The following is a 26,180-nucleotide window of genomic DNA, read 5'->3' as shown; positions in this document are numbered from 1 at the left end:
CCATGAGTATGTTTGATATCGCCTACAGCGGACTGCAGGCGGCTAACATGGGGATGCTCGTCACGTCGATGAATACGAATAATTTGCTGACGCCGGGCTATACCCGTCAGGGAATTGTTCAGAGCGCCATCGGCCCGATGGGCGAAGCCGGGCTCTCGCCGGGCAACGGCGTACAGGTGAACAGCATCCGCCGTATCTCCAGCCAGTACCTGGTGAATCAGGTCTGGCAGACCAACACCAAAGCCAGCTACTTCAGCATGGGTAATGAGTACATCAGTTCTCTGGAGAAGGTGATCGGTACCGACTCGACGAGCCTCGGCAATGGTCTTGACGATTTTGTGAGTGCACTAAGCGCCCTGACGCAGGAGCCAGAATCTCCGGCGCTGCGCCAGCAGCTGTTGAACCAGGCGAAGACGCTGTCAACCCGCTTCAACAGCATGAACAATTTTATCTCCAGCCAGAAAGAGTCCATCAACACGCAGCGCGGGGCGATGGTTGATCAGATCAACACTCTGAGTAGCAACATTGCCGAGTACAACAAGAAGATTGTTGCGCTGGATTCCACGGGCGGTAACAGCAGCGTACTGCGCGATCAGCGTGACGAGCTGGTGAAGACGCTGAGCTCGATGGCGGACATCAAAGTGACTGACGACAGCAGCGGCTATACCGTCTCGTTAAGTAACGGTCAGCCGCTGGTGAGCGGTAAGACGGCGGGCACGCTGAGCACCGGTAAGGACAGCAACGGCAATACCACGCTGACGCTGAAATTTTCGACCAGCGAGTTTTCCCTGAACCCGTCAACTGGCGGTCAGCTGGGTGCGCTCTACGACTATGAAACCGGTACGCTGGGGCAGATGAGTGACGCCGTACAGGGTATGGCGCAGGCGGTGGCGGATCTTTTCAACAACCAGCTGGCGCAGGGATACGATCTCAATGGCCAGCAGGGGAAACCGCTGTTCACCTTCGATGCGACCAACCCGGCGGGCATCCTTCAGGTAAACGATTTGTCTCCCGACGAGCTGGCGCTCTCAGGCGATCCGAAAGAGCCGGGCAATGGCGACAACCTCAACGCCCTGCTTGAACTGAAAAATCAGAAAACCGATATCCCGGGCCTGGGCAATATGAGCCTGAACGAAGGGGCTGCGGCCATTATCTCGACCATCGGTATTGCCAGCAAACAGAGCAAAACGGAGATGGAGGCGGCCGTCGCGGTAAGGGATGATGCACAAACGCAGCGCGATAACATAAGTGGCGTGAATCAGGATCAGGAGGCGATGAACCTGTCGACCTACATGCAGGCGTATCAGGCGAGCATGAAGGTGATTTCCACCGGCAACCAGGTGTTTAGCGATCTGTTAAGCATGTTTTAAGCGCAACCACGGAATCTGATATATGCGAGTAAGCAGCCTTTATCTCTATAACGCCATGGCGTCGCAGATGGGTATTAATAGCACCCAGATGGGTAAGCTGATGGAACAGCTGTCGACGCAAAAGCGCGTTAACGTGCCGTCTGACGACCCGGTAACCGCCAGCCGCCTGGTGCAGCTTAACCGCGAGCAGTCGGCCATTAAGCAGTACCAGAGCAATATCACCCGCCTGAGCGGTGCGCTGTCGGTGCAGGAATCCCATATTACCGCCCTCAGCAACCAGGTGCTGTCCGTCAGCGACAAGCTGAAGCTGGCGAACAACAGTTCCCTGAGCCAGAAAGATCTGGCGGGCTACGGCGCGGAGCTGGGCTCCATGCTGGACTCGCTGGTGGCGACGATGAACAGTAAAAACGAGAACGGCAGCTACCTGTTCTCCGGGACCATGACCGACAGCAAAACCGTGACGCTGGACGACAACGGCCAGTATGTGTTTGGCGGCAATGAGAAGACCCGTGAAACTACGGTGGCCAACGGCGTGAGCATTACCGAAAACACCAATATTTCGCACGCCTTTTCCAGCGCGGGTAACGATCTGGATATGCTGAACAAGCTCAAAGCGTTGAGCGAAAAGATGCAGGATCCAAACGCCAGCTATGCAGATTACAAGGACGATTTATCCGCGATGATCGACATGACCCAGTCGACCAGCGATAGCCTGGGCGCGCTGTTTACCGATCTCGGGGGCCGTCAGAACCGCCTGACGCTGATTAACGATGCCCATACCGACGTCAGCCTGTCTAACGGCCAGCTAGAGACTGACCTTAATGAGGCTCCTGTGGCGGAGTCATACACGAAACTACAGCTGTATAACACCTCGATTCAGATCTCATATAAGGCCTACAGCATGGTCAGCAATCTCAATCTTTTCAGTATGTTGTAAAATGATATGCAAGTCGGTTTAAAAACATCCTCATCGATTGCGACCACTCCGGGCACCACCGGGCGCGGGAGTATTGATGCTCCGCAGACCGTCGGGCGGGTCAATGCGCCCGACGCCGGGTTAACCCGTCATTCGTTCCCCGAGTCCGCGCTGCTGTCGCGCCGTCCGATGCGCTATAACGTGCAGCTGAATCAGCAGCTTACCGCTGTTCAGCAGGCCGATAGCTATCTGGCAAAAACGGAAACGCAGCTGCTTCAGCTGCGCCACGCGTCCGGACGCAGCGGGGATGCCGGCGCGCAGACAGCGGCGCTGCAAAAACACCTTTCGCGCCGTACGCAGCTTTCCGGCGGCACGGTGGATCGCCACCTTAACGTGTCGCTGGAGCAGAAGAACACGGTTAATTTCACCCTGCCGGGCAGCGAGAAGCTCCTGTATGCGTCAGGCGGGGAAACGCTGATTTTCTCCCTGGGAGGCGGTCCGAGGGAAATGGCAGCCGTCGCGCTGCCGGAAGAGGCGACGCCGCGACAGACGTTAATAAAGCTGAACGTCGGGCTGGGGCGCTTAGGGATCCATGCCAGCCAGACGGGCAGCGGCCAGCTGCTTTTCAGCGTTGATGAAAGCCAGTGGGAGCGGGTGAAGCAACACTTTACCGTACGCGGTGAAGGCAATCTCTACCCGGCGGACGCCTTTACCGTGCTGGCGCCTCAGGCGGAAAACGCCAGCAGCGACGAGGTGATGACGCTGTCCACGCGCCGGGAGCGAGAGGGGCAAATAAAGCTGCAGGAGACTCTTAACCACATCACCGGCCAGCGCGGAAAATTGCGCCAGCAGCAGGATCGCGTCAGCGCCCGCATCAACGATATGGCGACGGTATTCAGTTCCCAGCAGGCGCTGGAAGCCTCGCGTAACCTGGGGGCGGGGCTGGCCGGCAGCGCCAGCAGTTTTAGCAAGATGTCGCAGGCGCTGGGCGCTCAGGCCAACGTGCGGCTGGCGACGGTGAAAAACCTGCTGGGATAACGCGCCCAAAAGCCCGGTTTACCGGGAGACAGGGTAGAGGAAGATCGCGCCGTTTTGCCCGACAACCAGAGACTGTTGATTAAAAGAGATGGGCTCCATCCAGTAGTTGGAGTACATCAGCTGGTCGACAAGGCCGTCTATCATCAGCCCCTTCTGCTCGGTGCTGTAATAAATGGGGGTGAGGGTAAAGTAGATCCGGCCGTTTTTTTTCTGCGTCGGCGTAAACTTCCCCTTGAGCACAAAGCGGTTATCATCCGGGCTGGTGATGTTCGTCATCAGCACGCCGCGCGTGGTTTTAAGGCTCACGTCGTAGATCTCTTTTTGCTGCGACATCAGGTCGTAGAACCCCATCTGAAAGTCATCCTTCACGTTGCCGTACTGCAGCGTCGACGTCGTGGTGAAATAGTTAAATGCCATAGCGACGAGTGCCGCCAGAACGGCGATGGCGATCGCCTGATTACGGCGTTTTGCATGTAGCCAGTTCATGAAGCTTCCTTCGGGTTTCTCGCAGGATCAGGTTATTCAGCTGCACCGTATCGGTACGCCAGTGATAAATGGCCATCGCCAGCTGCTTGCTGTCGCATTTATTGGCCAGCGTGAAGCTGTAGTTCAGCGTCGCATTGGTGCTATGAAAGAAGATCTGCATCGTGGCGGACTGCATCTGGATCTGCTGGTTGATGGCATACAGCGAGTCCTTTAACTTGCCGTACAGATTCACGGAAATATAGGGCGGATCGCCTGCCGTCTCGACGGCATAAATATGAATGTTGCTGTAAACGCCGGCCTGGATCTCCCGGGAAACCAGGTGCTCGCTGTATCCGCCAAGCAGATGCCAGCAGGCCCCAGCCGTAACGATGGCGGTGACGAACATCACCAGCAGAAAGCTGAAAATGCTGTGACGGCGTTTTTCAGGTGCCGCCACCGCCACCGGCTCGGCGCTAACCGCAGGCGCGGGTTCCTCGCCTGCGTCAGGCTGCTCCGGTTCAACCAGAGAGGCAGCATTGAGCGGCGCTTCGGCAGGTGCTGTTTCAGCCTCCGTCTCGTCTTCCTTAACGGTGGCATCGTCTTTTTCGACAAAGCAGCAATACTCGGCTTCGATCAGATAGCCTTTGCGCGGGATCGTTTTGATGATGCGCTGGTTTTTACCATCATCTTCTAATGCGGTACGCAATGCGTGAATGGCATTTGGCAAACTATTATTGCCGATGACCCGGCGTTCCCAGACCAGAGTGGTTAACTCTTCGCGGGTAAATATTTTACCGGGTTCCTGAACCAAAATATCCAGCAGCTTGAGCTGATATTCCCCCAGGCGCTTTCGTTCCCCGGTGGTTAAATGGAGAATCGATCCTGAGGTGACGTCAACCAGCCAGTTGTTTACGGAGCAATAACGTTTATTCATTTATATAGTATGGATTCTTCCACCTCAGCAGCATGGCGATAATCTGTTGGGCACCTGAAGGTATCAGAGATTATCCGATTGAGTTGTTAACTCCATTTAGAATTCTTAATGAATGCCGCCTGCCTGCGGGAGAGTATTCGTGGGCGCTGAGGTTTTCCGTTGTCGTTCAATTTTATGCGGCACTGGAAAGGGTTTCACCTGCTTTACGCCCCTAAGGGAAGGAATAATCTTTTCCTGCCCTCTTTTTACGCGATAAAAATGTGATGCGCAACACCATTTTTAACAATATGAGAGGGAGTAAATGAACGCTATTGCCTGAACGTTAATAATAATAATTAAATAAAACTTATGTTATTTCGATGATCATAAAGTGAATATGTTGTGTTGATGGCGTGATCTGTTTGATAACGATCATGGTTTCAGTATGGGGCTTAAAAAAATAATAAACTGCGTTTAATTTATTTGTTTTTTGGTCGCTATTTTAATGGTTTTATATTTTATCGTCTCGCATAAGTTAAATGAGAACGGTACTTTTTATATTAAGTATTATTAATAAAATATGAAATGGCCTGTGTCGGTAGTTAAATCACGACATAAGAATTTTAAACGCTTTTAAATCAAGCTGATAAATTCCTTTTTGTTCAAATAATGAACGCTCAGATATTTTCGATTTAATCTTCGGGAGTGCCGTGTCGTCTTTACTCAGTACAACATCTGAATCACCAGGACAAAAAAAGGAATCATTATGTCATTCTCTATCTTCACCAGCGCTTCCTCCATGTCATCCATCAATGCGATGAACAAATCCAACAACATGCTGTCCACCGCAATGGAACGTCTGGGTACCGGTAAACGCATTAACTCTGCTGCTGACGATGCGGCAGGTCTGCAGATCGCAACCCGCCTGCAGGGCCAGAGCAACGGCATGAACGTGGCAAAACGTAACATCTCTGATGCGACCGCCCTGCTGCAAACCTCTGAAGGCGCGTTCGATGAAGTGAGCAACATCATGTACCGCATGAAAGACCTCGCCACGCAGGCAGCGAACGACACCAACACCCAGAAAGACCGCGATGCCATCAACTCCGAGCTGAACGACCTGAACTCTGAGCTGGGCAACATCATGAACAACACCTCTTACGCGGGTGACAAACTGTTCGGCGCCTCCGGCAAATTCGCGAAAGCGCTGAACTTCCAGATCGGTTCTTCTACTGATGAAACCATGAAGGTTGACCTGTCTAAAGAGCTGAGCGGCGGCACAGGCGCGCTGACTAACGCCAGCGGCCAGTTCAGCAAAATTCAGGCGCTGGCTACCGGTAGCGGCGGCAAGCTGAACCTGACTTCCGCCAGCGATGCAAAAGCGTTGATGACCGCGCTGGAAGGTTCTCTGGATGACGTGGGTTCAGTACGTTCCAAAATGGGTGCAAGCATTAACCGCCTGAGCCACACCGCGGCGAACCTGGCGAACATGAAAGACAACACCGATCTGGCGCTGAGCAACATCCAGGATGCGGACTACGCCACCGAAGCGTCAAGCATGACCCGTAACCAGATGCTGGCACAAACCGGTATGTCCATGCTGAAGCAGTCCAACAGCATGTCCGGCATGGTTATGAACCTGCTGGGCTAATCCATCCCGGATTAAAGATGAAAAAAACACCGCTGCATGGCGGTGTTTTTGTATCTGCTCCTTCCTTTCCCTGTGACGGAAAAAGCGGAAGCATACATTCCTTCTCATATCTAATTCATTGAAAGTAAACAATTTAAAAATTGGCACGATAGTTGCTATGTCTAATGCATACCGTTCATAACTTGCGTGTCAGGAGAACCGACTATGTCTGATTTCGATCCCTCTCAGATGGCTACAACATTAGCAGGCTACGATATCCTTGCACTGCAAAACGCAATCAAAACGCAGAAAACGACCTATGACGCGCAGACGAAAGCGCTCGCGTCACTGCGTACGGCCCTGACAACCTTCCGTAGCTCGATTACCGCCCTGAACTCCAGCAGCGCCAGCGTTCTGAAAAATATCGCCACCATGAACCAGGAAGGCATTGCGACGATCAGCGCCAGCGCCAGCGCGCGTAAAGGGACCTACAGCCTGAACGTCACACAGCTGGCGACCGCCCAGCAAAAAAGCTTCGCAGGGCTGGACGATGACGCCATCAAAAACGCGAGCGGTACGCTGAAGATCAACCTCAACGGTGAAAGCATTGAGGTTGATATGGACGGCCTGAACAGCCTCGCTGATTTTGCCGATGCGATTAATAAAACCGACTTCCCGAGTGCGTCGGATAATTCCTCTACCACGGCGACCAGCGCGCAGAATGGCGTCACTGCCTCGCTGATGCGCATCGACGGCAACGTTTCGCTGATGCTAAGCAGCGACCAGAGCGGCGCGAAGTACGATATCCAGCTGGACACCAGCGGGATGACGGCCGGGCAGAACATTTTCGATAGCCCCCGGACGATCACCAACGGGAAAGATGCGCTGTTTACGCTGGGGGATTCGCCGACACAATATTCCAGCAGCTCCAATACGCTGGACGATCTGGTTGACGGCGTCTCCATTAAGCTGACCGGCACCACGGAGGCGAATAAGCCGCTGGTGATCTCTATCGATACCGATACCACCGAAACAAAGAATCAGATCCAGGCGTTTCTCGACGCCTACAACGCCCTGCGCGACACCCTCACGGACATGACGAAAAGCGGTACCAGCGCGGATACGCGCGGCGCGTTCGCGGGCGATGCCAGCATGTCCTCGCTTAGCAGCAGCCTGGGTAATTTGCTGCGCGGCACGTTTGGCGACCAGAACATGAGTAAGTTCGGCATAGCCGCAGATAAAGACGGCAAGCTCACCCTCGATTCTGACGTGCTGGAAAAGCAGCTCAAAAATGACCCGCAGACGGTCGCGCAGTTCTTTAACGGCAACGACGGCCTGATTAAGGCGATGGACAAGTCGCTGGATAAATACCTCAGCACCAGCAGCGGCCTGCTGAAAAGTCGTCAGGACACCCTGGACCGCCAGAAGACGGAAATCGATAACAAAACCGAAAAAATGAATACGCGTTATGAATCCTCCTACAACCGCTATCTCAAGCAGTTTACGCAGCTGCAGAAGATCATGACGCAGATGAACAACACCATGAGCATGTTTGTTTAATTCTAAGGGAACCGACGTTCAATGTACGGAAATGATCAGGAAGGCTACGGCCTGTATCAACAATCCGATCTGGCCATTCAGGCCTCGGCGGCGAATCCGCACCAGCTGGTGCTGATGCTGTTTAACGGCCTGATGGATGAGCTGGTCCGGGCCAAAAGCCATATTGTTGCCCGTCGCTACGAGCGCAAGGCGCAGAGCATCAACAAGTGCATCGACATTCTCAATGCGTTGACCAGCTCGCTGGATTTTGAAAAGGGCGGCGAGCTGGCGCTGAGCCTGGCGAACCTGTACGACTACTGCGTTTATCGTCTGTATGACGCCAGCCATAAGCTCTCGGTCGAGATTATTGACGAGGTGGAAGTGATCCTCGGCAATATCCAGGACGGCTGGCAGCGAATGGGCCAGACGGCATGAGCATGCAACACGTCATTCAGGTCTTAACGCGCGGGTTACGCCAGGCGACGGAAGATCACAACTGGTCCGCCGTGATGAACGTGGATGCCAAAATCGCCGAGCTGCTGACCGCGATCCGGGGAAAAACGCTGACAGCAGACGAGCGTCAGGCGCTGGACGAGCTGAAAAAGGTTCACCAGCAGGCGCGCGAGTATTGCCAGGGCGAGAGCGATAAGGTTGAGGCCAAACTTAACCTCGCGATGCGCAATCGTGAAGGGGCGGCGGCCTACGCTCTGTTTTCTAACGATGGAGGCGCGCGCTGATGGATATCCTCAACCTGGCGCAGGGAATGGTCAACGGTTCCGGCCTGCCCATGCAGGCAGAACCGATTGCCGGCCCGAAAGCGGTGGAGACCTCCGCGCAGACGCCGGCGGCGTTTAACGACGCGCTGCTGAACGTGATTAATTCTCTCATGGTCGGGCAGACCAAAACGACGCGCGACACCACCGTGAGTGCGGTGCCGCTTCCACAACGCAGCGACGATGATGACGATGAGACCGCCGACGCGCCGGCGCCGGGCGATTCCCTGCTGAAAGCCGATGCCCCGCAGCAGCTGCTGGAAGCGCTGCTGATGACCAGCCAGATGCCGGTGCAGCCTTCTTCCGGCTACCTTGCGAAGGCGCAGCCCGCCGCTGACGCCGTGATGCAAAACCTGCAGCCGCAGCTGGCGGCGCAGGTGCTGCCGATAGGCATTTCTCCCTCGCTTTCACCATCACATCAGGCAACGCCGGTGAGCCCTGTCGACCCCGCGGCGAGCCCGCTGCCTGCCGTGCAGTCCGTCGCCCCGACGCTGATGGCGGCGATGGCACCGGTAGCCCAGACGACCCTCATTACCCCGCAGCCGGGAAGCGACATTGCCGCCGCTCAGGCATCCGCACCGTCGCCGGTACCGACCACAACATTGAAAATGGATCCCGAGCCCGGGCGCTGGGGAGAACAGCTGCAGCGCGCGCTGGGCGAACGTTTGCAGGTGCAGGTGAAGCAGCAAATCCAGCATGCCACTATCCGCCTTGACCCGCCGGATATGGGGAAAATCGATATTTCTATGCAGGTCGATAACGGGCGCGTGCAGGTGCAGATCAACGCCAGCCATGCCGAGGTGTATCGCGCCCTGCAGCAGACGAGCAACGACCTTCGTCAGAGTCTGACGGAGCAGAATTTTGTCCAGGTTAACGTGCAGGTGTCATCCCAGTCCGGGGGGCAGCAGCAGGGCCGAGGACAATCATTCACCGGGCAGCACAACGCCATCCTGGCGGGAGCGGAAATCGCGGCCAATACAGCGGATTCGCCGGACCTCCGACGCGATGACTCGGTACTACTAACGGTTTAAACAAAACGATATGAATGTAAAAACACTCTCTTTCGGCCTCGTTATCGCCCTCTTCACCGCCATGCTGGCGGCGGGGATGACGGTAGTGGGTACTCATTTGCTGCGCATGGATGAAGCGACGGGCAGCAGTTTCTTATCCGGGATATTCAGCAGCTCTGGCAAGGGAACCGTGGAGTTTGTGGAGATTAAAAACGTCGTGATTACCCTGAAGGGAAACGGGGAGACGGAGCGCTACCTGCTGCTGGAGCTGAACCTGGCGACCAATGGCCCGGAAGAGGCAGCGAAAGCGAAGGATATGATCCCGGCGGTGCGTGGCGCAACGGTAAGCCTGCTCTCCGATCTCGACTATGACGAAGTGCGCGCCATGAGCGTGAACCAGCTGCACGATAAGCTGCAGGCCGCCTACCGCGAGCGGTTCAAGAGCCTGAAGATGGACGTCCCTTTTAACGACGTCATCATCAGCAAAATGGTCTTCCAGTGACGGTTAAGCCGTAATGGACATGATGGATTTTATTGCGAGTGACACCCTGACGGCCGCAGATGAAGCGCGCTACGTCAGCGCCTATTTGCCGCTGGTGAACAAGGTGGTGAAGCAGCTCGCCTATCAGACCAGCAGCGTGATCGATCGCGAAGATATGGAGCAGATCGCCCTGATGGGGCTACTGACCTCTTTGCGCCGCTATGGGCACCCGGACGCGCAGTTTGCCGCCTACGCCGTGCAGCGTATCCGCGGGGCGGTGCTGGATGAACTGCGTCTGCTGGACTGGCGCCCTCGCCGCTTGCGGCAAAAGACCCACAAGCTGAACGACAGTATCCGCGACATGGCGCGCCAGCTCGGGCGGACGCCCACGTTTGAGGATCTTAACCGCCATCTGTCCATCTCGGCGGAGGAGTATCAGGAATATTTATTGCTGGACTGCGCCAAAACGATAGAGAGCCTGGATGAACTACTGGGCAATGACGCCCACACCGGGGCGCTGAATAGCCGACAGCTGGAAGACGAAGTCGTCACCAGCCGGACGCTGCGCAGCGCGCTGGCCTCGCTGGACGAGCGTGAGCAACTGATCGTGACGCTCTATTACCAGCATGAGATGAGCCTGAAAGAGATCGCTCTGGTACTTGATTTAACGGAAGCCAGGGTGTGTCAGCTCAATAAAAAAATCGCTCAAAAAATTCAGTCTTTTTTCCAGAAGTGAAAGGTGTATGCAGAAATTCTTCGGTATCGTAATCATCATGGGCTGCGTGGTTGGCGGCTTTCTCATGTCCGGCGGCCATCTCGCCTCATTCTGGCAGCCCGGTGAAATTATCATCATCCTCGGCGCCGGCTTCGGCGCCATGGTGCTGGCTAACCCTCGCGCCGTTCTGGCGGAAATGTACCGCCAGTTTCGCGGCATCATGCGCAAAAACGAATACACCAGTGAGTACCAGCGCCAGCTTCTGATGCTGCTCTATGAACTGCTGGAGCTGGTGCAGGACGGCGGCCTGAAGGTGCTGGACGAGCACATCGAGTCGCCGGAAAACAGCCCGCTGTTCCAGCGGTATCCGCTGATGCTGCACGATAAGGCGCTGGTGACCTTTATCTCCGATAACTTCCGCCTGATGGCGATGGGCAAGATTAACGAGCACGAGCTGGAAGGGATCCTCGAGCAGGAGCTGGTGGCGATGGAGGAAAACCTGCTGCAACCGTCCCGCTCCCTGCAGCGTACGGCGGAGGCGATGCCGGGCTTCGGGATCTGCGCCGCGGTGCTTGGGATCATCATCACCATGCAGTCTATCGACGGTTCCATTGCGGTGATTGGGGTGAAAGTGGCCGCCGCGCTGGTGGGTACCTTCCTCGGGGTCTTCTTCTGCTACTGCTTAATGGATCCGGTGGCGAACGCCATGGAACAGCGCACCAAAAAACAGCTGGCCGTGCTGGAGTGCGTGCGTACGGTGCTGGTTAACCACGTGGCCGGTAAGCCGACGCTGCTGGCGGTGGATGCGGGTCGCAAAATGCTGCCGATGGATTCCAAACCAACCTTCGCGACGCTGGACGGCTGGGTGGAACAGATGACGGGTGAAGCCTGATGCGCAGCCGCAACAAAGAACATACCACCATCATCAAACGCTCCTCGCGCAAAAGCCATGACACCTTTCATGGCGGCGCGTGGAAAGTCGCCTTCGCCGATTTTACGCTGGCGATGATGGCGTTGTTTATGGTGCTGTGGATTATGGGCGCGGTAACGGAAGAGGAACGTAAAGAGATTGTCTCGCTGCTGAACGGCGAGTCTATTTTTGAAGGCAATTCGATGACGCCTGTTACCCACAAAGAGGGGAACGGCGGCCAGCTCGCGCTGCTTGATACGCGTCACGCCAGGAAAAAAGAGCACCTTAAAGAGCAGGCGAAGAAAGAGGCCGCGCTTGCTGGTCAGAATAAAAAGACGGAGAGCCTGGAAGAGGTCAGCGCGCGTTCTCAAAACGAGATTGAAGACCTGGCGCGCATCATCATGAAGATCACGTCAGCCTACGACGCGCAGGCCAACCTGAAGATGGAAATCGTGCCGCAGGGGCTGCGTATTCTGATCACCGACGATCGGAAACGGGAGATGTTCCAGCGCAGCAGCGCGATCCTGACGCCGTTCTTCAAGCGCCTGCTCACCGAGTTTGCCCCCGAGCTGAACAAAATCAATAACAAAATCATCATCACGGGCCATACCGATGCCACCCGCTTTCGCGATCAGGAGCTTTACAACAACTGGAACCTCTCCGGCGAGCGCGCAATGCAGGCGCGTTCGGTGCTGACCCGCAGCGGCCTGGATCCCAACAAAGTTCTGCAGGTTAGCGGTATGGCCGATCAGATGCTGCTTGACCCGGAGCACCCGCTCAGTTCGGCCAACCGCCGGATTGAAATCATGGTGCTGACGCATTCGGCCAGCGATTCGCTGTATCAGTTTTTTGGCCAGCACGGGGAGAAGGTGATTAAGCCGCTGACCGATAAACTCGCTCAAAACCCTTAATTCGACCGTCGCGCTGTGAACCTGTTCCTCCTCATCATCACCTTTGTACCTGTCCGGACTGTCACCCGGCAGGTACGCTTTTTTTTCCTCTTCCTGATGCTGATGGTAACGACAGGCTACGTCAGCGCAGCGCCAGTACCGGTAAAAACACCGGAGGCCAAAACCGTCAGCGATGCGAAAAAGCGCGAACAGAACCGCCAGCGTCTGCTGGCGAAGGCAAAAAAGCGGGTTGCCGCGGCGCCACCCGCGCCGGAGCAGAAGCGCCAGGAAATGGCGCAACGGCTGGCCGAACGCGCCAGAAATCGGGAAAGGCTGGCGATGCATTCCCGCTGGTCACCCGGTAGCCTGGGCCGCTCTGAAGCATTGTGGCGCGACGTGCAGGATGACGCCGCTATCGCGACGCGCCGTACACAAAAGTCCGTCAGCAAGCTCCGAACCGTGATCCATCGCCTGGAGAGCCAGCTCGGCAAGCCCTATCTGTGGGGAGGAAACAGCCCCAGCGACGGCTTCGACTGTAGCGGGCTGGTGTTCTACGCCTTTAATGATGTGCTGGACCGCAAGCTGCCGCGCACGGCCAACGGAATGTTTCAGGACAACGCCCTGAAGCCCGTTCACCAGGAAAAACTGCGGCGGGGCGATCTGGTCTTTTTCAATATCAACCAGCGCCCTGGCGCGGACCACGTGGGCGTTTATCTCGGCGATGGACGCTTTATTGAGGCACCGCGAACCGGACTGACGATCCGTATCAGCCAACTTTCTGACAATTTCTGGCAATCACATTATCTGGGTGCCCGGCGCGTGCTTTAGGCCCGCGTAACGCCCGTTAACCCCCTTTTGGACTGAAAAAATCATGACCGTAACCCGAATGAAATTCGCCATTGATGATGGCTCAACTAACGTAAAAATTAGCTGGATTGAGAACGGCACGCTGAAGACAGTGGTATCGCCGAACTCCTTCCGCAAAGACTGGAAAAGCGCGGCGCTGCTGCGCGGGCAGTCGGTGTACAACTACACCATCGGCACGACCAAATATACCTATGATGCGACGTCCGATAAGGCGCTATCCACGACCCACATTGACTATCAGTATGACGATCTCAACCTGCTGGCCGTTCACCACGCCCTGCTGCTGACCGGCATCGCGCCGTGCGACGTAGAGGTGATCGTCACGCTGCCGATCACCCAGTTCTACAACCCGGATGACTGCCAGCGCAACGAAAGCCGCATCGAGGCCAAGCGTCGTAACCTGATGCGCGACATCACCCTGAATAAAGGCGAGCTGTTCCGGATTGTTGATGTACAGGTGATGCCGGAAAGCCTGCCTGCCGCGCTTTCCCATCTTCTGAACTCCAGCGTCACCGAATTCACCCGGTCGCTGGTCATCGACTGCGGCGGGACCACGCTGGATATGGGGGTGATTGTCGGCGAATTTGACGATGTTTCCGCGATTTACGGTAACAACGAAATCGGCGTCGCGATGGTCACGGATGCAACCCGCAAGCTGCTGGCCGCCGCTGACAGCGACTCCAGCTATCTGGTGGCGAACGAGCTGATTAAACGCCGCCACGACAGGGATTTTGTCAGAAGCGTCATTAACGATGAATCGCGTATCGAAGAGATCCTCGAGCGGGTGGAGATTAAGATTCAGGAGCTGGGCGACCAGGTGGCTTACGAAGCGAAGAAGTTCGCCAAGAACCCCAACCGCGTCTATCTGGTTGGCGGCGGTGCGCACCTGGTTGAATCCGCCGTCCGCGAGGCCTACGCCACGCTTGGCGACCGGGTGATTGCGATTGATAACCCGCAGAGCGCGCTGTCCCGCGAAATTTGCCTCTACCATGCCGACGCCGGGGTGGAGACGATAGCCGCGCCGCGCATGGCCGAGGTGGGCGACGATGAGTAACAGGCGCATTCGCCGCGTTGATCTATCGCTGCATTTGTCGCCGGAGCAAACGCGCGCGGATCTGCGCGCGATGCTGGAGCTTAAAAAGTGGCATCAGGCGCTGAGCCAGGCGGGCAGCAATCCGGGTGATGTGAGTATGGAAATGCGTCGCTTCCATCGCAACGTTTACCTTGCCGGATTACAGCTCCAGCTGATGAGCCCGCCGCTGTGCAGCCATATTGCCGAGTCTCTGGGGCGCGACGCGTTGACCCTTGATGAGCTGTGCGGCGAGCTGGCGAGTGCCGGGCTGCTGCCGGTAGCCACTGCCCCGTCAACGCCGCCTGTGCCAGAACAGCCCGCGACGGGCGGGGATTTTAGCAAGCAGCAGTTAAGACAGATGCGCGCGCTAATGTCGGATGCGCTACAGCGACAGGCCACGCCGGACGACACCTCCCGCCAGGCGTTGAATGAGCTGCAAAGCGAGGTGGCGAAGCTTAAGGTCCTGCTTGAACAGCAAAACCTGCAGCTGCTGCAGCTGCGCACGTCTGGCCGTGCCGTCGAGCCCGAAAGTACCAAAAAAGGGCAGGCGGAAGCGCTGGACGTGAGCGCGCTTAATGCGCCAACGGAGAAAATGAAGGAAATTCGTAAGAAGGGGATTTTTTAGAACAGGGCGTGGCTGACGAAGCGCAAAAAAAAGACCATCATTTCAATGGTCTTTTATTCTGATAAGTCACGCGTGAAACGTTACTCGATATTCTGGATCTGCTCGCGCATCTGCTCAATCAGCACTTTCAGCTCAATCGCTGAGTTGGTGACTTCCGCATTGATCGACTTAGACGCCAGGGTGTTCGACTCGCGGTTGAACTCCTGCATCATAAAGTCGAGGCGGCGGCCCACGGCTTCTTTCTTCTTCAGAATGTTGTAGGTCTCTTTAACGTGCGCTTCCAGACGGTCCAGCTCTTCAGCGACGTCAACGCGCTGCGCCATCAGCACCAGCTCTTGTTCCAGACGGGTGTTTTCCAGCTGAACTTCCGCTTCTTCCAGCTTGGCGACCAGGCGCTCGCGCTGCCACTGCAGCACTTCTGGCATATGGGTGCGTACTTTGGCGACTTCAGCGCTTACGCCTTCAAGGCGCTGCTCAATCATCCCTTTCAGTGCCTGGCCTTCGGTTTCACGGGCAACGATAAAGTCGTCCAGGGTACCGTCGAGGGCTGCAAGGATTTCGGCGGCAATGGCATCAAGATCCTGCTCACCGGCGGCCATAACGCCAGGCCAGCGCAGAATATCAACCGGGTTGATTTCGCCTTCATCGCTCTGCATTTTGACCCAGTTCGCCGCATTGACGAGCTGTTTCGCCAGTTTTTCGTTGAGGATCAGTTCGCCCTGCGCGCTGGCATCAGGCTCGAAACGCAGGTTACATTCCACTTTACCGCGCGTCAGACGATTACGGATACGCTCGCGTACAACAGGCTCAAGGCTGCGGAACTGCTCCGGCATACGGAAATACGTTTCCAGGTAACGCTGATTTACCGAGCGCATTTCCCATGTGGCGCTACCCCAGCTACCCTTGATTTCACGCCGGGCGTAGGCGGTCATACTGCGGATCATAGACATTCCCGTTTTTAAAGGAGAGATGGGGGGATTATAGCTTTCGGGGGCTTCTCAGGATAGGAATAAGCGTCCTTTATCCGTATAATGCGCAGCCACATTCGTTTCAAGCCGGAGAATCCATCATGCGTCCATCAGGCCGTAGCGCCAATCAGGTGCGTCCCGTCACCCTGACCCGTAACTATACAAAACACGCTGAAGGCTCCGTGCTGGTTGAGTTTGGTGACACGAAGGTTCTGTGCACCGCGTCCATCGAAGAAGGCGTTCCGCGCTTTCTGAAAGGTCAGGGCCAGGGCTGGATCACCGCAGAGTACGGCATGCTGCCGCGTGCGACCCATACCCGTAATGCCCGCGAAGCGGCAAAAGGCAAGCAGGGCGGTCGTACCATGGAAATTCAGCGTCTGATCGCGCGTGCGCTGCGCGCCGCCGTTGACCTGAAAATCCTCGGCGAATTTACCATCACGCTGGACTGCGACGTGATTCAGGCAGACGGCGGCACGCGTACCGCCTCCATTACCGGCGCATGCGTGGCGCTGGCGGATGCCCTGAATAAACTGGTCGCGGCCGGTAAGCTGAAAACCAACCCAATGAAAGGCATGGTTGCGGCGGTCTCCGTGGGCATCGTTAACGGTGAAGCGCTTTGCGATCTGGAATACGTTGAAGATTCCGCTGCCGAGACGGACATGAACGTGGTGATGACCGAAGATGGTCGCATCATCGAAGTGCAGGGCACGGCAGAAGGCGAGCCGTTCACCCATGAGGAACTTCTTGCCCTGCTGGCTCTGGCCCGAGGGGGAATCGAATCTATTGTAACGACGCAGAAAGCGGCGTTAGAAAATTGATTTTAAAGGCGACCAATGAGTCGCCTTTTTTTTGCCTGTAAGACAGAAAAACCAAAGGAGCAAATCCATGAAATCGTATCAGCGCCAGTTTATTGAGTTTGCGCTTAACAAGCAGGTACTTAAGTTTGGCGAGTTTACGCTGAAATCCGGGCGTAAGAGTCCCTATTTCTTCAACGCCGGGCTGTTTAATACCGGGCGCGATCTGGCACTGTTAGGCCGTTTCTATGCCGAAGCGCTGGTGGATTCCGGGATTGATTTTGACCTGCTGTTTGGCCCGGCCTACAAAGGCATTCCGATTGCGACCACCACCGCGGTTGCGCTGGCGGAACACCATGACCGCGACGTGCCGTACTGCTTTAACCGCAAAGAGGCCAAAACCCACGGTGAGGGCGGTAATCTGGTCGGCAGCGCGCTGCAGGGCCGCGTCATGCTGGTCGACGATGTGATCACCGCGGGCACGGCGATCCGTGAATCAATGGAGATTATCCAGGCCAACGGCGCGACGCTGGCTGGCGTGCTGATTTCTCTGGATCGTCAGGAGCGCGGTCGCGGTGAGATTTCCGCCATTCAGGAAGTGGAGCGCGATTACAGCTGCAAAGTGACGTCGATTATCACCCTGAAAGACCTGATTGCGTATCTGGAAGAGAAGCCGGAGATGGCAGACCATCTGGCCGCGGTGCGTGCTTACCGGGAAGAGTTCGGGGTTTAATTGCATTGCCCGGTGGCGCTACGCTTACCGGGCCTACCAATTCGTAGGCCGGATAAGGCGAAGCCGCCGTCCGGCAACGCTGTTACCGCAGCTGAGCAGCCACTAACGGCCAGCGGGCGTCAAAATCGTCCGTTGGACGGTATTTAAATTCGCTGCGCACAAAACGTGAGAGCATGCCTTCGCAAAACGCCAGTATCTGGCTTGCCAACAGCGTTTCATCAATGCTGTATCCTTCGCCTTCACGCATTTTCTTCTCGCGCAGTACCTGACGCAGCTGGGCTTCAATACGTTCGAAAAGCTGGTTAATGCGGCCCTGCAGTCTGTCCTGCTCGAACATCAGCGCGTGACCGGTCAGGATACGGGTTAAACCCGGATTGCGTTCACCAAAGCCCAGGATTAACAGCACAATCAGACGCAGACGCGCGGTGGTGTCTTTTTCGTCTTTCAAAATCAGGTTGATGCGCGTGATCAGGCTATCTTCAATAAATTCGATCAGGCTGTCGAACATCCGGGTCTTGCTCGGAAAATGACGGTACAGCGCCGCCTCAGACACGCCAACAGAGGCGGCCAGTTTAGCGGTGGTGATGCGTTGACTGCCATCGCTGGATTCAAGCATCAGCGCCAGAGATTGAAGTATTTCTTCGCGACGATTCCTTTTCGCGGTTTGTTTTTCTGCCATGTTACAAAATACCCCTGAAAATAAGCACTTGCCAGGCTGGCATCCACACAGCGACCGCAAACTGACGTTTGCGGTTTGTTATTGCATTATGGCGCTGTGGGATACGTCTCTGTCGGGCGGTTATTTGCGCCCGGAATGGCCGAAGCCGCCTTCGCCACGGTCGGTGGCGTCAAAGTCTGCCACCAGGTTAAATTCTGCCTGTACCACCGGTACAAAGACCATCTGCGCGATACGTTCGCCGGGCTCAATGGTGAAGCTGTCCTGACCTCGGTTCCAGACGGAGACCATCAGCTGACCCTGGTAGTCAGAGTCAATCAGGCCAACCAGGTTACCCAGCACAACGCCATGCTTATGGCCCAGGCCAGAACGCGGCAGGATCACCGCCGCCAGAGACGGGTCAGCAATGTGAATGGCCAGGCCAGTCGGCACCAGGGTAGTGACACCCGGCGCCAGTTCTACGGCGTCATCGAGACAGGCGCGCAGGTCAAGTCCGGCGGAGCCGGAGGTGGCATAGGTTGGCAGCGGGAATTGCTCGCCAACACGCGGGTCCAGAATCTTAACGTCGATTTTTTTCATCATAACGGGTAACGATCTCGTCGAGTAATTGTTGGCCCAGGAGTTCCTTGCGCTCAAGCGGTAAGACTTTATCTCCATCCTGCCAGAAAAGGTGCAGTGCGTTGCTGTCGCTGTTAAATCCTTGTGTGGCCAGCGATACGTCGTTCGCGCAAATCAAATCGAGGTTTTTGCGGGTACGTTTTTGCCGGGCATATTCTTCCACATTATTTGTTTCTGCGGCAAACCCAACAACGTAAGGACGATGGCTTTTTAGTGCGGCGACACCGGCGACAATGTCCGGGTTTTTCACCATTTTTAGTGTTAATTCATCGCCTTGCTTTTTAATTTTAGCCTCGGCTATGGTCTCGGCGCGATAGTCCGCGACGGCCGCACAGCCGATAAATATTTGCTGGCTTTGCGCGTGCGCCTGAACTGCGGCTTCCATCTCAAGCGCGGTGGTGACGTCAATTCGCGTTACACGTGCGGGCGTAGGCAGCGATACCGGGCCGCTCACCAGCGTGACGTTTGCGCCGCGCTTTGCCGCTGCGGCGGCAATGGCAAAGCCCATCTTGCCGGAGCTGTGGTTAGTGATATAGCGCACCGGATCCAGCGGCTCGCGCGTGGGGCCCGCGGTAATCATGATGTTGAGATGTTGCAGATCGTTGACAGGCGAAAAATGGGCGGCGGCCAGCTCGACGATAGTCAGCGGGTCAAGCATACGCCCTGGGCCAACGTCGCCACAGGCCTGGCTGCCGCTGTCCGGTCCCCAGATAAGCAGGCCGCGTGAGGCCAGCGTCTCCAGATTGTGCTGGGTGGCCGCGTTGCGGTACATCTGCTGGTTCATGGCAGGCACGACGGCAACGGGCGCAGGCGTGGCCAGACAAATGGTGGAGACCAGGTCGTTTGCCATACCGGCTGCCACCCGGGCGATTAAATCCGCTGTGGCGGGAGCAAGGATGACCAGGTCTGCCCATTTCCCTAGCTCAATATGGCCCATCGCGGCTTCGGCGGCCGGATCGAGCAGGCTGTCGGATACCGGGTACCCTGAAACCGCCTGCAGACTCAGGGGCGTGATAAAGGCTTTACCGCCTTCGGTGATCGCGACCCGCACATCTGCCCCGCGCTCGCGCAGACGACGCACCAGCTCCGGCGCTTTATAGGCAGCAATACCGCCGCTCACGCCAAGAACGATTTTTTTACCGGCCAGGCTCATCATGATTCTTTCCTGTTGGGTTTCACCAGAGAGCGGGCATTTTATCACAATCCCTAAAACGAGGTGATTTTGTCCTTCGGTCGCTTTGCGAGGCGCTACGCAAGAACGCAACGCGGTCGTCGAGCCGCTGACTGGCCTGTGGCAGCATGCGGTAAAAAAGGAGAAAGAGCATGGACGAAGAGGATGAGCAGCTGCTGCCGCGCGAAAAACTGCTGCGCTATGGCGTCACCCTTTTAAAAGACGATGAGCTGCTGGCGCTTTTTTTACGAACCGGAACGTCCGGGAAGACGGTGTTTACGCTGGCAAAAGAGCTGATAGCGCATTTCGGCTCACTGCACGGGTTGCTGACCGCAGAACTGGCGCAGTTTAAGCACGTCGAGGGCATCGGCGTGGCAAAATATGCCCAGTTGAGAGGCATTGCTGAACTGGCCCGGCGTTTTTACAGGGTTCGCATGGAGGAGGAAGATCCGATCCTGACGCCCGCGATGACGCGCGAATTTCTGCAAAGCCAGTTAACCGATGCCGAGCGTGAGATCTTCATGGTGATCTTTCTCGACAACAGAAACCGGGTGCTGAAACACAGCTGCCTTTTTGCGGGTACGTTAAGCCACGTCGAGGTCCATCCGCGTGAAATTGTGCGGGAAGCGATAAAAGTGAATGCAGCGGGCGTGATCCTCGCGCATAATCACCCCTCTGGCTGTGCAGAACCGAGCAGAGCTGACAAAGAAATCACCGAACGCATTATCAAATGCTGTCAATTCATGGACATTCGTGTGCTGGACCATTTGATAATTGGCCGCGGAGAGTACATTTCTTTTGCAGAACATGGCTGGATTTAGGCTATTTCTCGCGATCCATCGGGATCTTTGTCTGTTCGGGACTTGAGCACACCGCCGAGTCAGCGTATACTACGCCACCTTTGAGAATCTCGGGTTTGGCATTTGGGCCTGGCAATCGAGAGTTCACTTAGAACTATGCGATGACCGGGCTGTAAAGCCTGACGAGGCGCCGATACCCCATACGAAGCTCGAGCTAATTTGATTTTTGGAGAATAGACATGTCCCGAGTCTGCCAAGTTACTGGCAAGCGTCCGGTGACCGGTAACAACCGTTCCCACGCACTGAACGCGACTAAACGCCGTTTCCTGCCGAACCTGCACTCTCACCGTTTCTGGGTTGAGAGCGAGAAGCGTTTTGTCACCCTGCGCGTATCTGCTAAAGGTATGCGTGTAATCGATAAGAAAGGCATCGATACAGTTCTGTCTGAACTGCGTGCCCGTGGCGAAAAGTACTAAGTACTTAAAGAGGAAATAAATCATGGCTAAAGGTATTCGCGAGAAAATCAAGCTGGTTTCTTCTGCTGGTACAGGTCACTTCTACACCACCACGAAGAACAAACGTACTAAGCCGGAAAAACTGGAACTGAAAAAATTCGATCCAGTTGTACGCCAGCACGTACTGTACAAAGAAGCTAAAATCAAATAATTTTAGTCTCCTTGTATAGAAAAACCCCGCAACTGCGGGGTTTTTTGCATTCTGCATCTCAACGGAGGAACCATGCCTGAATTACCTGAGGTAGAGACCAGCCGCCGCGGCATTGAGCCCCATCTGGTCGGTGCGACTATTCTTCACGCGGTTGTCCGTAATGGGCGTTTGCGTTGGCCGGTGTCCGATGAGATCCATGCCCTGAGCGATAAACCCGTCCTTAGCGTGCAGCGCCGCGCTAAATACCTGCTTCTGGAACTGCCCGACGGCTGGATTATTATCCATCTGGGAATGTCCGGGAGCCTGCGCATTCTGACCGAAGAACTGCCTGCGGAAAAACACGACCACGTCGATCTGGTGATGAGCAACGGCAAAGTGCTCCGCTACACCGACCCACGGCGCTTTGGCGCGTGGCTGTGGACGAAGGAGCTGGAAGGGCATAACGTACTGGCGCATCTGGGCCCGGAGCCGCTCTCAGACGCGTTTAACGCGGAATACCTGAAAGCGAAGTGCGCAAAGAAAAAGAGCCCGATTAAGCCCTGGCTGATGGACAATAAGCTGGTGGTCGGCGTGGGGAATATCTATGCCAGCGAATCGCTGTTTGCGGCCGGGATCCATCCCGATCGGCTGGCCTCTTCGCTGTCGGCGCAAGAGTGCGAATTGCTGGTCAGAGTGATTAAAGCGGTACTGCTGCGCTCGATTGAGCAGGGCGGGACAACGCTGAAGGACTTCCTGCAAAGTGACGGCAAGCCGGGCTATTTTGCCCAGGAGCTGCAGGTGTACGGCCGTAAAGGCGAACCGTGCAGAGTCTGCGGCACGCCAGTTATTGCCACGAAGCACGCCCAGCGCGCGACGTTTTACTGCCGGCAGTGCCAGAAATAGCGCTACTTTAGCTTTTCCATCAACGCCTGGTGGACGTTAGCCGGCAGGAAATGGGTAACATCCCCGTGATGGCGCGCCACCTCTTTTACCAGCGTGGAAGAGATAAACGACCACTCTTTAGAGGGCATCAGGAATACGCTCTCCAGCTCCGGCATCAGGTGGCGGTTCATGTGCGCCAGCTGCATCTCATATTCGAAGTCTGCCACCGCGCGTAAACCGCGGATCAGAATGTTTGCCTGCTGAGCGCGGGCGAAGTTAGCCATCAGATCGCTAAACCCGACAACCTCAACGTTCGGCAGGTGCGAAATGGCATCGGTGGCGAGCTGTACGCGCTCGTGCAAATCGAACATCGGTTTTTTGCTGGGGCTGGCGGCAATCGCCAGGATCACCTTGTCGAACATGCACGCCGCACGGGTGATGATATCAAGATGACCGTTTGTGATCGGATCGAAGGTACCCGGATAAATCGCTTTTGTGCTCATGGCTCACGTTTTCTCTGAGTAGCCGCGGCAGAGCGCCCACAGCTCGGTGTATTTGTTGAAAGTATACTGGGCATTCACCACCGCCAGTAACCACCCCTGTTTACCGTCCAGTACGCCACCGCGCAGCAGGAGCGTTTTCAGAAACGCGCCCAGCGTATGGGTGAAGATACCGCTCAGCGTGGCCTTCTTGCCGCGCTGGTGGCGCTCCTGCGCCCATGCGGTGGCATAGTTAAGCTGCTTACGCTGGAAGCTGGCGAAATCCCGACAGGTCAGGTGCAGCAGGTCGCCCGTCAGGGGAATCACCTGGGCGCTGTCGCAGGCCAGGGATTCATGGACCAGGCTGTCGTTGTACTGATACCGCTCGCGCTCGTAGAGACGCATCACGCGGTCTGGATACCAGCCGCTGTGGCGCATAAAACGGCCAAGGAAGTAGTTGCGGCGCGCAATGCTGTATACCGCGCCAGGCTGGGGCAAGGATAGCACTGCCTGAATAGCCTGCTGAAGTTCTGGCGTGACGCGCTCGTCGGTGTCGAGCATCAGGACATAATCGCCTGTGGCGTATCCCTGCGCGCGCTGGCGCTGGATGCCATAGCCTTGCCAGTCGGTGTTGATAAAGACCTTTGCACCCGCTGCGCGGGCAACGTCCACCGTATTGTCCGTGCTGCCGGAATCGAGCACGACGATTTCGTCAGCCCAGGCGATGGAGGCCAGGCAGTCCGGAAGCAGGTCGGCGGCGTTTTTGGCGATCATTACGACCGACAGACGCGTTGACATTAGTGGCTCCGCTGAGGCAGATAAGGTTGCAGAAGTTGCAGCAGACGGGTCAGTGCGCCCTGGTTCTGATGCAGCACTTCGACGGCATGACGCCCGTACCACAGGCGATAATCTTCGTCAGTCAGAAGGGTCGAGACCTCTTTGACCACCGAATCCGCATCGGTCACGGTAATTAAGCCATCGGCCTGCTGCAATTTCGCGCAGATATCTTTGAAGTTAAACGTGTGTGGCCCCATCAGCACCGGAATGGCGTGGGCTGCCGGCTCCAGCGGGTTATGACCGCCGCGTTCGACCAGGCTACCACCGACAAACGCGAGGTCAGCAATGCCGTACAGCAGCATCAGTTCGCCCATCGTATCGCCAATCACCACCTGGGTGCTGCCGGAAGGGATCTCACCGCTGCTGCGCAGGGTGTAGCTGAAACCGCCTTTTTGCACCATGTCGCGGGCATCTTTAAAACGCTCCGGATGGCGAGGCACGAGGATCAGCAGTAAATCAGGGAATTTTTCCAGCAACTGACGGTGAGCCTGCAGGATAATCGCTTCTTCGCCATCGTGGGTACTGGTCGCAATCCAGACCTGACGACGCGGAGCCCACTGGCGACGCAGCGTGATCGCGCGGGCGGCGAGTTCAGGGGTAACCGAAATATCAAATTTCAGGCTGCCCGTTACCGCAAGCTGGTTACGTTTGAGACCGAGAGAGACAAAGCGCGCTGCGTCTTCTTCGTTTTGCGCGGCAATCAGCGTGATTTTGCTGAGCAGGCGGCGCATAAATTTACCCAGCTTGCCGTAACCTTTCGCCGAGCGCTCTGAAAGGCGCGCGTTGGCAATCACCAGCGGAATTTTACGGGCATGCAGGGCGGAAATCATGTTCGGCCACAGTTCGGTTTCCATCACAATCACCAGTTTCGGGCGAACGGTATTCAGGAAACGATTCATGGCGCAGGGCAGATCGTAAGGGAGATAGACGTGTTGCACGTCTTTGCCAAAAGCGGATAACGCGCGCTCCGAGCCGGTCGGCGTCATCGTCGTGACGGTGATCGGCAGCGACGGATAGCGGTGACGCAGGGCGCGAACCAGCGGGATCGCCGCCAGTGTTTCACCAACAGAAACGGAATGCAGCAAAATACCGTCCGGTACGACTTTATTGCGGCAGAAGCCATAGCGCTCAGCCCAGCGTTTACGATACGCAGGCGCTTTACGGCTACGAAGCAACAGTCTCAGCCACACCAGTGGCTGAATGATGTAGAGCAGAGCGGTATACAACAATTCCAAGCGATTATCCGTTTTTTTAGTTTCGGCGGGCAAATTCTAAGCATTTAAGCCAGGTAAAGCTATCTCTTATGCCAGATACCGCTTTAAGCGGAAGTAACGGCGGCCCAGTCGCCAGTGCTGGCGCAGGCCACGGGCATTTTTCCATATGAGTGCCCAGATACCGCGGTCGAACAGTTCGCGAATGATTTCACGTTTTTTGCTGAGATCGCCGATGTTGTTAATGGCGTGCAGAATGCCCAGTCCCTCTTTTGCAATCTGCCACCGGCAGGCTGGCACCCGGCGTACGGCTTCCGGGTAACGCTGGTTGATAACATCCAGCATTTCCAGGATTTTCATGTAATGACGCGCGTTACGCATGCGCGTGTCATCCGTCCCTGGCGTGTGCGATACGGAGGCGGAATGAATAAGGTAGTCATAGAAGGTTTCGTCAGTGTACTGTACGCGTTTGGCCGTCAGCAGCACTTCGGTAGTCCACGGGATATCCTGGTGGCGCAGGCCATGTTCAAAGGTGAAACCCTGCTCTTTAATGAACGCGTGGCGATAAATATTCAGCCAGGTCACGTGCAGGAATTTACGCGACGCCAGCGCGCGCTGTAGCCACGTTGGGCCATCCAGCACGTCTGTGGTCTGCAGTTTGTCGGACGGAAAGATTTTCTTCGACGGCCTGCCATCATCGTAGATATACGTGCCGTTGCAGGTCGCTACATCGAGATCGTTCTTTTTGGCCATCTCAAGCAGGCGCGGATACATACCCGGGTAAATGACGTCATCAATATCCGGGAAGGCAACGTATTCGCCGGTTGCTTGCGCGAGGCCCGTATTACGGGCTGCTGAGACGCCCTGATTAGCCTGGTCAATAACCTTGAAGAACGGGAATTCATCGGCGTACTGCGCAATGATGGCGGAGGAGCTGTCGCTTGACCCGTCGTTCACAACGACCAGTTCCAGACTGTCCAGATGTTGAGCTTTGATGCTGTCGAAAAATGCACTGAGGAATTTTTCACCGTTATAGACGGCGACTACAAGGCTCAATAAAGGTTTGTCGGACATGCTTTCTCCGTTGTGTTCAGGGCAGGCCACCCAATATGGTGATACCATTCGTGCTGTATTATATCTGGTGGATACTAA

31 protein-coding genes are annotated in these 26,180 nt (G+C 56.0%); 21 read left to right on the top strand and 10 right to left on the bottom strand.

What is annotated here, in order from left to right:
• The first annotated feature begins 2 nt into the window (after positions 1-2).
• Genes flgK through AC3WOK_RS18670 form a run of 3 tightly spaced genes read left to right on the top strand, consistent with a single transcriptional unit; the run spans position 3 to position 3,324 of the window.
• Positions 3-1,370, top strand: coding sequence for a flagellar hook-associated protein FlgK (gene flgK / locus AC3WOK_RS18680; RefSeq protein WP_059310353.1), 1,368 nt, complete (start codon positions 3-5; stop codon positions 1,368-1,370).
• Between the two features lie 22 nt (positions 1,371-1,392).
• Positions 1,393-2,307, top strand: a complete 915-nt coding sequence (gene flgL / locus AC3WOK_RS18675; protein ID WP_072250561.1) for a flagellar hook-associated protein FlgL — start codon at positions 1,393-1,395, stop codon at positions 2,305-2,307.
• 6 nt (positions 2,308-2,313) lie between these two features.
• Positions 2,314-3,324 carry a hypothetical protein gene (locus AC3WOK_RS18670; RefSeq protein ID WP_063957929.1) on the top strand — a complete coding sequence of 337 codons (1,011 nt, stop codon included), beginning with the start codon at positions 2,314-2,316 and terminating at the stop codon, positions 3,322-3,324.
• Positions 3,325-3,342: 18 nt separating this feature from the next.
• On the opposite strand, the gene AC3WOK_RS18665 is transcribed toward AC3WOK_RS18670, so the two are convergent.
• Together AC3WOK_RS18665 and AC3WOK_RS18660 are read right to left on the bottom strand one after the other, a co-directional pair.
• A complete protein-coding gene (locus tag AC3WOK_RS18665) occupies positions 3,343-3,810 on the bottom strand; it encodes a hypothetical protein (protein WP_074170370.1) in 468 nt (155 codons plus the stop codon).
• Positions 3,782-4,723 (bottom strand): winged helix-turn-helix domain-containing protein, encoded by a 942-nt coding sequence (locus AC3WOK_RS18660; RefSeq protein WP_059310356.1) that lies wholly within the window; start codon positions 4,721-4,723, stop codon positions 3,782-3,784. Before AC3WOK_RS18660 ends, AC3WOK_RS18665 begins: the two co-directional genes overlap by 29 nt.
• A 745-nt stretch (positions 4,724-5,468) precedes the next feature.
• Here AC3WOK_RS18660 and AC3WOK_RS18655 point away from each other — a divergent pair.
• From AC3WOK_RS18655 to AC3WOK_RS18600, 12 genes are all read left to right on the top strand, one after another.
• Positions 5,469-6,353, top strand: coding sequence for a flagellin N-terminal helical domain-containing protein (locus AC3WOK_RS18655; RefSeq protein ID WP_059310357.1), 885 nt, complete (start codon positions 5,469-5,471; stop codon positions 6,351-6,353).
• A 204-nt stretch (positions 6,354-6,557) separates the two neighbouring features.
• Entirely contained in the window at positions 6,558-7,892 is a 1,335-nt protein-coding gene (gene fliD / locus AC3WOK_RS18650) for a flagellar filament capping protein FliD (RefSeq protein ID WP_492354942.1), read from the top strand.
• A gap of 21 nt (positions 7,893-7,913) precedes the next feature.
• Positions 7,914-8,306 (top strand): flagellar export chaperone FliS, encoded by a 393-nt coding sequence (gene fliS / locus AC3WOK_RS18645; RefSeq protein ID WP_047347551.1) that lies wholly within the window; start codon positions 7,914-7,916, stop codon positions 8,304-8,306.
• Positions 8,307-8,308: 2 nt separating this feature from the next.
• Positions 8,309-8,608, top strand: coding sequence for a flagellar protein FliT (fliT, locus tag AC3WOK_RS18640; RefSeq protein ID WP_242658883.1), 300 nt, complete (start codon positions 8,309-8,311; stop codon positions 8,606-8,608).
• Positions 8,608-9,675, top strand: coding sequence for a flagellar hook-length control protein FliK (locus AC3WOK_RS18635; RefSeq protein ID WP_447854900.1), 1,068 nt, complete (start codon positions 8,608-8,610; stop codon positions 9,673-9,675). The genes fliT and AC3WOK_RS18635 overlap by 1 nt, the downstream gene beginning before the upstream one ends.
• Before the next feature lie 10 nt (positions 9,676-9,685).
• A complete protein-coding gene (locus AC3WOK_RS18630) occupies positions 9,686-10,156 on the top strand; it encodes a flagellar basal body-associated FliL family protein (protein ID WP_059310361.1) in 471 nt (156 codons plus the stop codon).
• A 13-nt stretch (positions 10,157-10,169) separates the two neighbouring features.
• Positions 10,170-10,871, top strand: a complete 702-nt coding sequence (locus AC3WOK_RS18625; RefSeq protein WP_059310362.1) for a FliA/WhiG family RNA polymerase sigma factor — start codon at positions 10,170-10,172, stop codon at positions 10,869-10,871.
• Positions 10,872-10,878: 7 nt separating this feature from the next.
• The gene (gene motA, locus AC3WOK_RS18620) at positions 10,879-11,742 is read left to right on the top strand and encodes a flagellar motor stator protein MotA (RefSeq protein ID WP_059310363.1); all 864 of its coding nucleotides are present in this window, start codon (positions 10,879-10,881) and stop codon (positions 11,740-11,742) included.
• Positions 11,742-12,671, top strand: coding sequence for a putative lateral flagellar export/assembly protein LafU (gene lafU / locus AC3WOK_RS18615; protein WP_063957926.1), 930 nt, complete (start codon positions 11,742-11,744; stop codon positions 12,669-12,671). Before motA ends, lafU begins: the two co-directional genes overlap by 1 nt.
• A 102-nt stretch (positions 12,672-12,773) precedes the next feature.
• Positions 12,774-13,478 carry a C40 family peptidase gene (locus AC3WOK_RS18610; RefSeq protein ID WP_063957998.1) on the top strand — a complete coding sequence of 235 codons (705 nt, stop codon included), beginning with the start codon at positions 12,774-12,776 and terminating at the stop codon, positions 13,476-13,478.
• 43 nt (positions 13,479-13,521) lie between these two features.
• A complete protein-coding gene (locus AC3WOK_RS18605) occupies positions 13,522-14,571 on the top strand; it encodes a plasmid segregation protein ParM (RefSeq protein ID WP_264439707.1) in 1,050 nt (349 codons plus the stop codon).
• Positions 14,564-15,214, top strand: a complete 651-nt coding sequence (locus AC3WOK_RS18600; RefSeq protein ID WP_492354941.1) for a hypothetical protein — start codon at positions 14,564-14,566, stop codon at positions 15,212-15,214. The genes AC3WOK_RS18605 and AC3WOK_RS18600 overlap by 8 nt, the downstream gene beginning before the upstream one ends.
• 80 nt (positions 15,215-15,294) lie before the next feature.
• On the opposite strand, the gene AC3WOK_RS18595 is transcribed toward AC3WOK_RS18600, so the two are convergent.
• Positions 15,295-16,158 (bottom strand): YicC/YloC family endoribonuclease, encoded by an 864-nt coding sequence (locus tag AC3WOK_RS18595; RefSeq protein WP_059310367.1) that lies wholly within the window; start codon positions 16,156-16,158, stop codon positions 15,295-15,297.
• Positions 16,159-16,283: 125 nt separating this feature from the next.
• On the opposite strand from AC3WOK_RS18595, the gene rph reads away from it, so the two are divergent.
• Positions 16,284-17,000, top strand: coding sequence for a ribonuclease PH (gene rph, locus AC3WOK_RS18590; protein WP_059310368.1), 717 nt, complete (start codon positions 16,284-16,286; stop codon positions 16,998-17,000).
• A gap of 67 nt (positions 17,001-17,067) precedes the next feature.
• Positions 17,068-17,709, top strand: a complete 642-nt coding sequence (gene pyrE, locus AC3WOK_RS18585) for an orotate phosphoribosyltransferase (RefSeq protein ID WP_010426430.1) — start codon at positions 17,068-17,070, stop codon at positions 17,707-17,709.
• 82 nt (positions 17,710-17,791) lie between these two features.
• Here pyrE and slmA read toward each other — a convergent pair whose 3' ends face one another.
• From slmA to coaBC, 3 genes are all read right to left on the bottom strand, one after another.
• Positions 17,792-18,388, bottom strand: a complete 597-nt coding sequence (gene slmA, locus AC3WOK_RS18580; RefSeq protein ID WP_063957923.1) for a nucleoid occlusion factor SlmA — start codon at positions 18,386-18,388, stop codon at positions 17,792-17,794.
• 120 nt (positions 18,389-18,508) lie between these two features.
• Complete coding sequence (gene dut, locus AC3WOK_RS18575; protein WP_047347561.1) at positions 18,509-18,967, bottom strand: dUTP diphosphatase; 459 nt, start codon at positions 18,965-18,967, stop codon at positions 18,509-18,511.
• The gene (coaBC, locus tag AC3WOK_RS18570; protein WP_123138578.1) at positions 18,945-20,156 is read right to left on the bottom strand and encodes a bifunctional phosphopantothenoylcysteine decarboxylase/phosphopantothenate--cysteine ligase CoaBC; all 1,212 of its coding nucleotides are present in this window, start codon (positions 20,154-20,156) and stop codon (positions 18,945-18,947) included. Before coaBC ends, dut begins: the two co-directional genes overlap by 23 nt.
• Before the next feature lie 170 nt (positions 20,157-20,326).
• Here coaBC and radC point away from each other — a divergent pair, with 170 nt between their 5' ends.
• The 4 genes from radC to mutM all read left to right on the top strand — a co-directional run bounded on the left by radC (position 20,327) and on the right by mutM (position 22,522).
• Positions 20,327-20,995: a RadC family protein gene (gene radC, locus AC3WOK_RS18565; protein WP_059310370.1), complete on the top strand. Its 669-nt coding sequence runs from the start codon at positions 20,327-20,329 to the stop codon at positions 20,993-20,995.
• 218 nt (positions 20,996-21,213) lie between these two features.
• On the top strand, positions 21,214-21,450 hold the full coding sequence (rpmB, locus tag AC3WOK_RS18560) for a 50S ribosomal protein L28 (protein ID WP_002436699.1): 237 nt from the start codon (positions 21,214-21,216) through the stop codon (positions 21,448-21,450).
• A gap of 22 nt (positions 21,451-21,472) precedes the next feature.
• Positions 21,473-21,640 (top strand): 50S ribosomal protein L33, encoded by a 168-nt coding sequence (gene rpmG / locus AC3WOK_RS18555; RefSeq protein ID WP_003024094.1) that lies wholly within the window; start codon positions 21,473-21,475, stop codon positions 21,638-21,640.
• 72 nt (positions 21,641-21,712) lie between these two features.
• Positions 21,713-22,522: a bifunctional DNA-formamidopyrimidine glycosylase/DNA-(apurinic or apyrimidinic site) lyase gene (gene mutM / locus AC3WOK_RS18550; protein ID WP_023309890.1), complete on the top strand. Its 810-nt coding sequence runs from the start codon at positions 21,713-21,715 to the stop codon at positions 22,520-22,522.
• Positions 22,523-22,524: 2 nt separating this feature from the next.
• Here the strand turns inward: mutM and coaD are convergent, their stop codons facing one another.
• The 4 genes from coaD to AC3WOK_RS18530 form a co-directional block, all read right to left on the bottom strand.
• Entirely contained in the window at positions 22,525-23,004 is a 480-nt protein-coding gene (gene coaD / locus AC3WOK_RS18545; protein ID WP_047347565.1) for a pantetheine-phosphate adenylyltransferase, read from the bottom strand.
• 3 nt (positions 23,005-23,007) lie between these two features.
• Positions 23,008-23,778, bottom strand: coding sequence for a glycosyltransferase family 2 protein (locus tag AC3WOK_RS18540; protein ID WP_059310372.1), 771 nt, complete (start codon positions 23,776-23,778; stop codon positions 23,008-23,010).
• Entirely contained in the window at positions 23,778-25,052 is a 1,275-nt protein-coding gene (waaA, locus tag AC3WOK_RS18535) for a lipid IV(A) 3-deoxy-D-manno-octulosonic acid transferase (protein WP_047347567.1), read from the bottom strand. Before waaA ends, AC3WOK_RS18540 begins: the two co-directional genes overlap by 1 nt.
• A gap of 66 nt (positions 25,053-25,118) precedes the next feature.
• Positions 25,119-26,102 carry a glycosyltransferase gene (locus AC3WOK_RS18530; RefSeq protein ID WP_492354940.1) on the bottom strand — a complete coding sequence of 328 codons (984 nt, stop codon included), beginning with the start codon at positions 26,100-26,102 and terminating at the stop codon, positions 25,119-25,121.
• Positions 26,103-26,180 lie beyond the last annotated feature (78 nt).

This window comes from Enterobacter sp. FW301-JW81 (genome assembly GCF_058788735.1).
Note: the sequence above shows the minus strand (reverse complement) of the source record. Positions and strands in the feature narration are given on the sequence as shown.

Bases quoted from the DNA above. Each gene is read 5' to 3' on its own strand.
- flgK (WP_059310353.1), top strand. From the start codon at position 3: ATGAGTATGTTTGATATCGCCTACAGCGGACTGCAGGCGGCTAACATG.
- flgL (WP_072250561.1), top strand. From the start codon at position 1,393: ATGCGAGTAAGCAGCCTTTATCTCTATAACGCCATGGCGTCGCAGATG.
- AC3WOK_RS18670 (WP_063957929.1), top strand. From the start codon at position 2,314: ATGCAAGTCGGTTTAAAAACATCCTCATCGATTGCGACCACTCCGGGC.
- AC3WOK_RS18665 (WP_074170370.1), bottom strand. From the start codon at position 3,810: ATGAACTGGCTACATGCAAAACGCCGTAATCAGGCGATCGCCATCGCC.
- AC3WOK_RS18660 (WP_059310356.1), bottom strand. From the start codon at position 4,723: ATGAATAAACGTTATTGCTCCGTAAACAACTGGCTGGTTGACGTCACC.
- AC3WOK_RS18655 (WP_059310357.1), top strand. From the start codon at position 5,469: ATGTCATTCTCTATCTTCACCAGCGCTTCCTCCATGTCATCCATCAAT.
- fliD (WP_492354942.1), top strand. From the start codon at position 6,558: ATGTCTGATTTCGATCCCTCTCAGATGGCTACAACATTAGCAGGCTAC.
- fliS (WP_047347551.1), top strand. From the start codon at position 7,914: ATGTACGGAAATGATCAGGAAGGCTACGGCCTGTATCAACAATCCGAT.
- fliT (WP_242658883.1), top strand. From the start codon at position 8,309: ATGCAACACGTCATTCAGGTCTTAACGCGCGGGTTACGCCAGGCGACG.
- AC3WOK_RS18635 (WP_447854900.1), top strand. From the start codon at position 8,608: ATGGATATCCTCAACCTGGCGCAGGGAATGGTCAACGGTTCCGGCCTG.
- AC3WOK_RS18630 (WP_059310361.1), top strand. From the start codon at position 9,686: ATGAATGTAAAAACACTCTCTTTCGGCCTCGTTATCGCCCTCTTCACC.
- AC3WOK_RS18625 (WP_059310362.1), top strand. From the start codon at position 10,170: ATGGACATGATGGATTTTATTGCGAGTGACACCCTGACGGCCGCAGAT.
- motA (WP_059310363.1), top strand. From the start codon at position 10,879: ATGCAGAAATTCTTCGGTATCGTAATCATCATGGGCTGCGTGGTTGGC.
- lafU (WP_063957926.1), top strand. From the start codon at position 11,742: ATGCGCAGCCGCAACAAAGAACATACCACCATCATCAAACGCTCCTCG.
- AC3WOK_RS18610 (WP_063957998.1), top strand. From the start codon at position 12,774: ATGGTAACGACAGGCTACGTCAGCGCAGCGCCAGTACCGGTAAAAACA.
- AC3WOK_RS18605 (WP_264439707.1), top strand. From the start codon at position 13,522: ATGACCGTAACCCGAATGAAATTCGCCATTGATGATGGCTCAACTAAC.
- AC3WOK_RS18600 (WP_492354941.1), top strand. From the start codon at position 14,564: ATGAGTAACAGGCGCATTCGCCGCGTTGATCTATCGCTGCATTTGTCG.
- AC3WOK_RS18595 (WP_059310367.1), bottom strand. From the start codon at position 16,158: ATGATCCGCAGTATGACCGCCTACGCCCGGCGTGAAATCAAGGGTAGC.
- rph (WP_059310368.1), top strand. From the start codon at position 16,284: ATGCGTCCATCAGGCCGTAGCGCCAATCAGGTGCGTCCCGTCACCCTG.
- pyrE (WP_010426430.1), top strand. From the start codon at position 17,068: ATGAAATCGTATCAGCGCCAGTTTATTGAGTTTGCGCTTAACAAGCAG.
- slmA (WP_063957923.1), bottom strand. From the start codon at position 18,388: ATGGCAGAAAAACAAACCGCGAAAAGGAATCGTCGCGAAGAAATACTT.
- dut (WP_047347561.1), bottom strand. From the start codon at position 18,967: ATGATGAAAAAAATCGACGTTAAGATTCTGGACCCGCGTGTTGGCGAG.
- coaBC (WP_123138578.1), bottom strand. From the start codon at position 20,156: ATGAGCCTGGCCGGTAAAAAAATCGTTCTTGGCGTGAGCGGCGGTATT.
- radC (WP_059310370.1), top strand. From the start codon at position 20,327: ATGGACGAAGAGGATGAGCAGCTGCTGCCGCGCGAAAAACTGCTGCGC.
- rpmB (WP_002436699.1), top strand. From the start codon at position 21,214: ATGTCCCGAGTCTGCCAAGTTACTGGCAAGCGTCCGGTGACCGGTAAC.
- rpmG (WP_003024094.1), top strand. From the start codon at position 21,473: ATGGCTAAAGGTATTCGCGAGAAAATCAAGCTGGTTTCTTCTGCTGGT.
- mutM (WP_023309890.1), top strand. From the start codon at position 21,713: ATGCCTGAATTACCTGAGGTAGAGACCAGCCGCCGCGGCATTGAGCCC.
- coaD (WP_047347565.1), bottom strand. From the start codon at position 23,004: ATGAGCACAAAAGCGATTTATCCGGGTACCTTCGATCCGATCACAAAC.
- AC3WOK_RS18540 (WP_059310372.1), bottom strand. From the start codon at position 23,778: ATGTCAACGCGTCTGTCGGTCGTAATGATCGCCAAAAACGCCGCCGAC.
- AC3WOK_RS18530 (WP_492354940.1), bottom strand. From the start codon at position 26,102: ATGTCCGACAAACCTTTATTGAGCCTTGTAGTCGCCGTCTATAACGGT.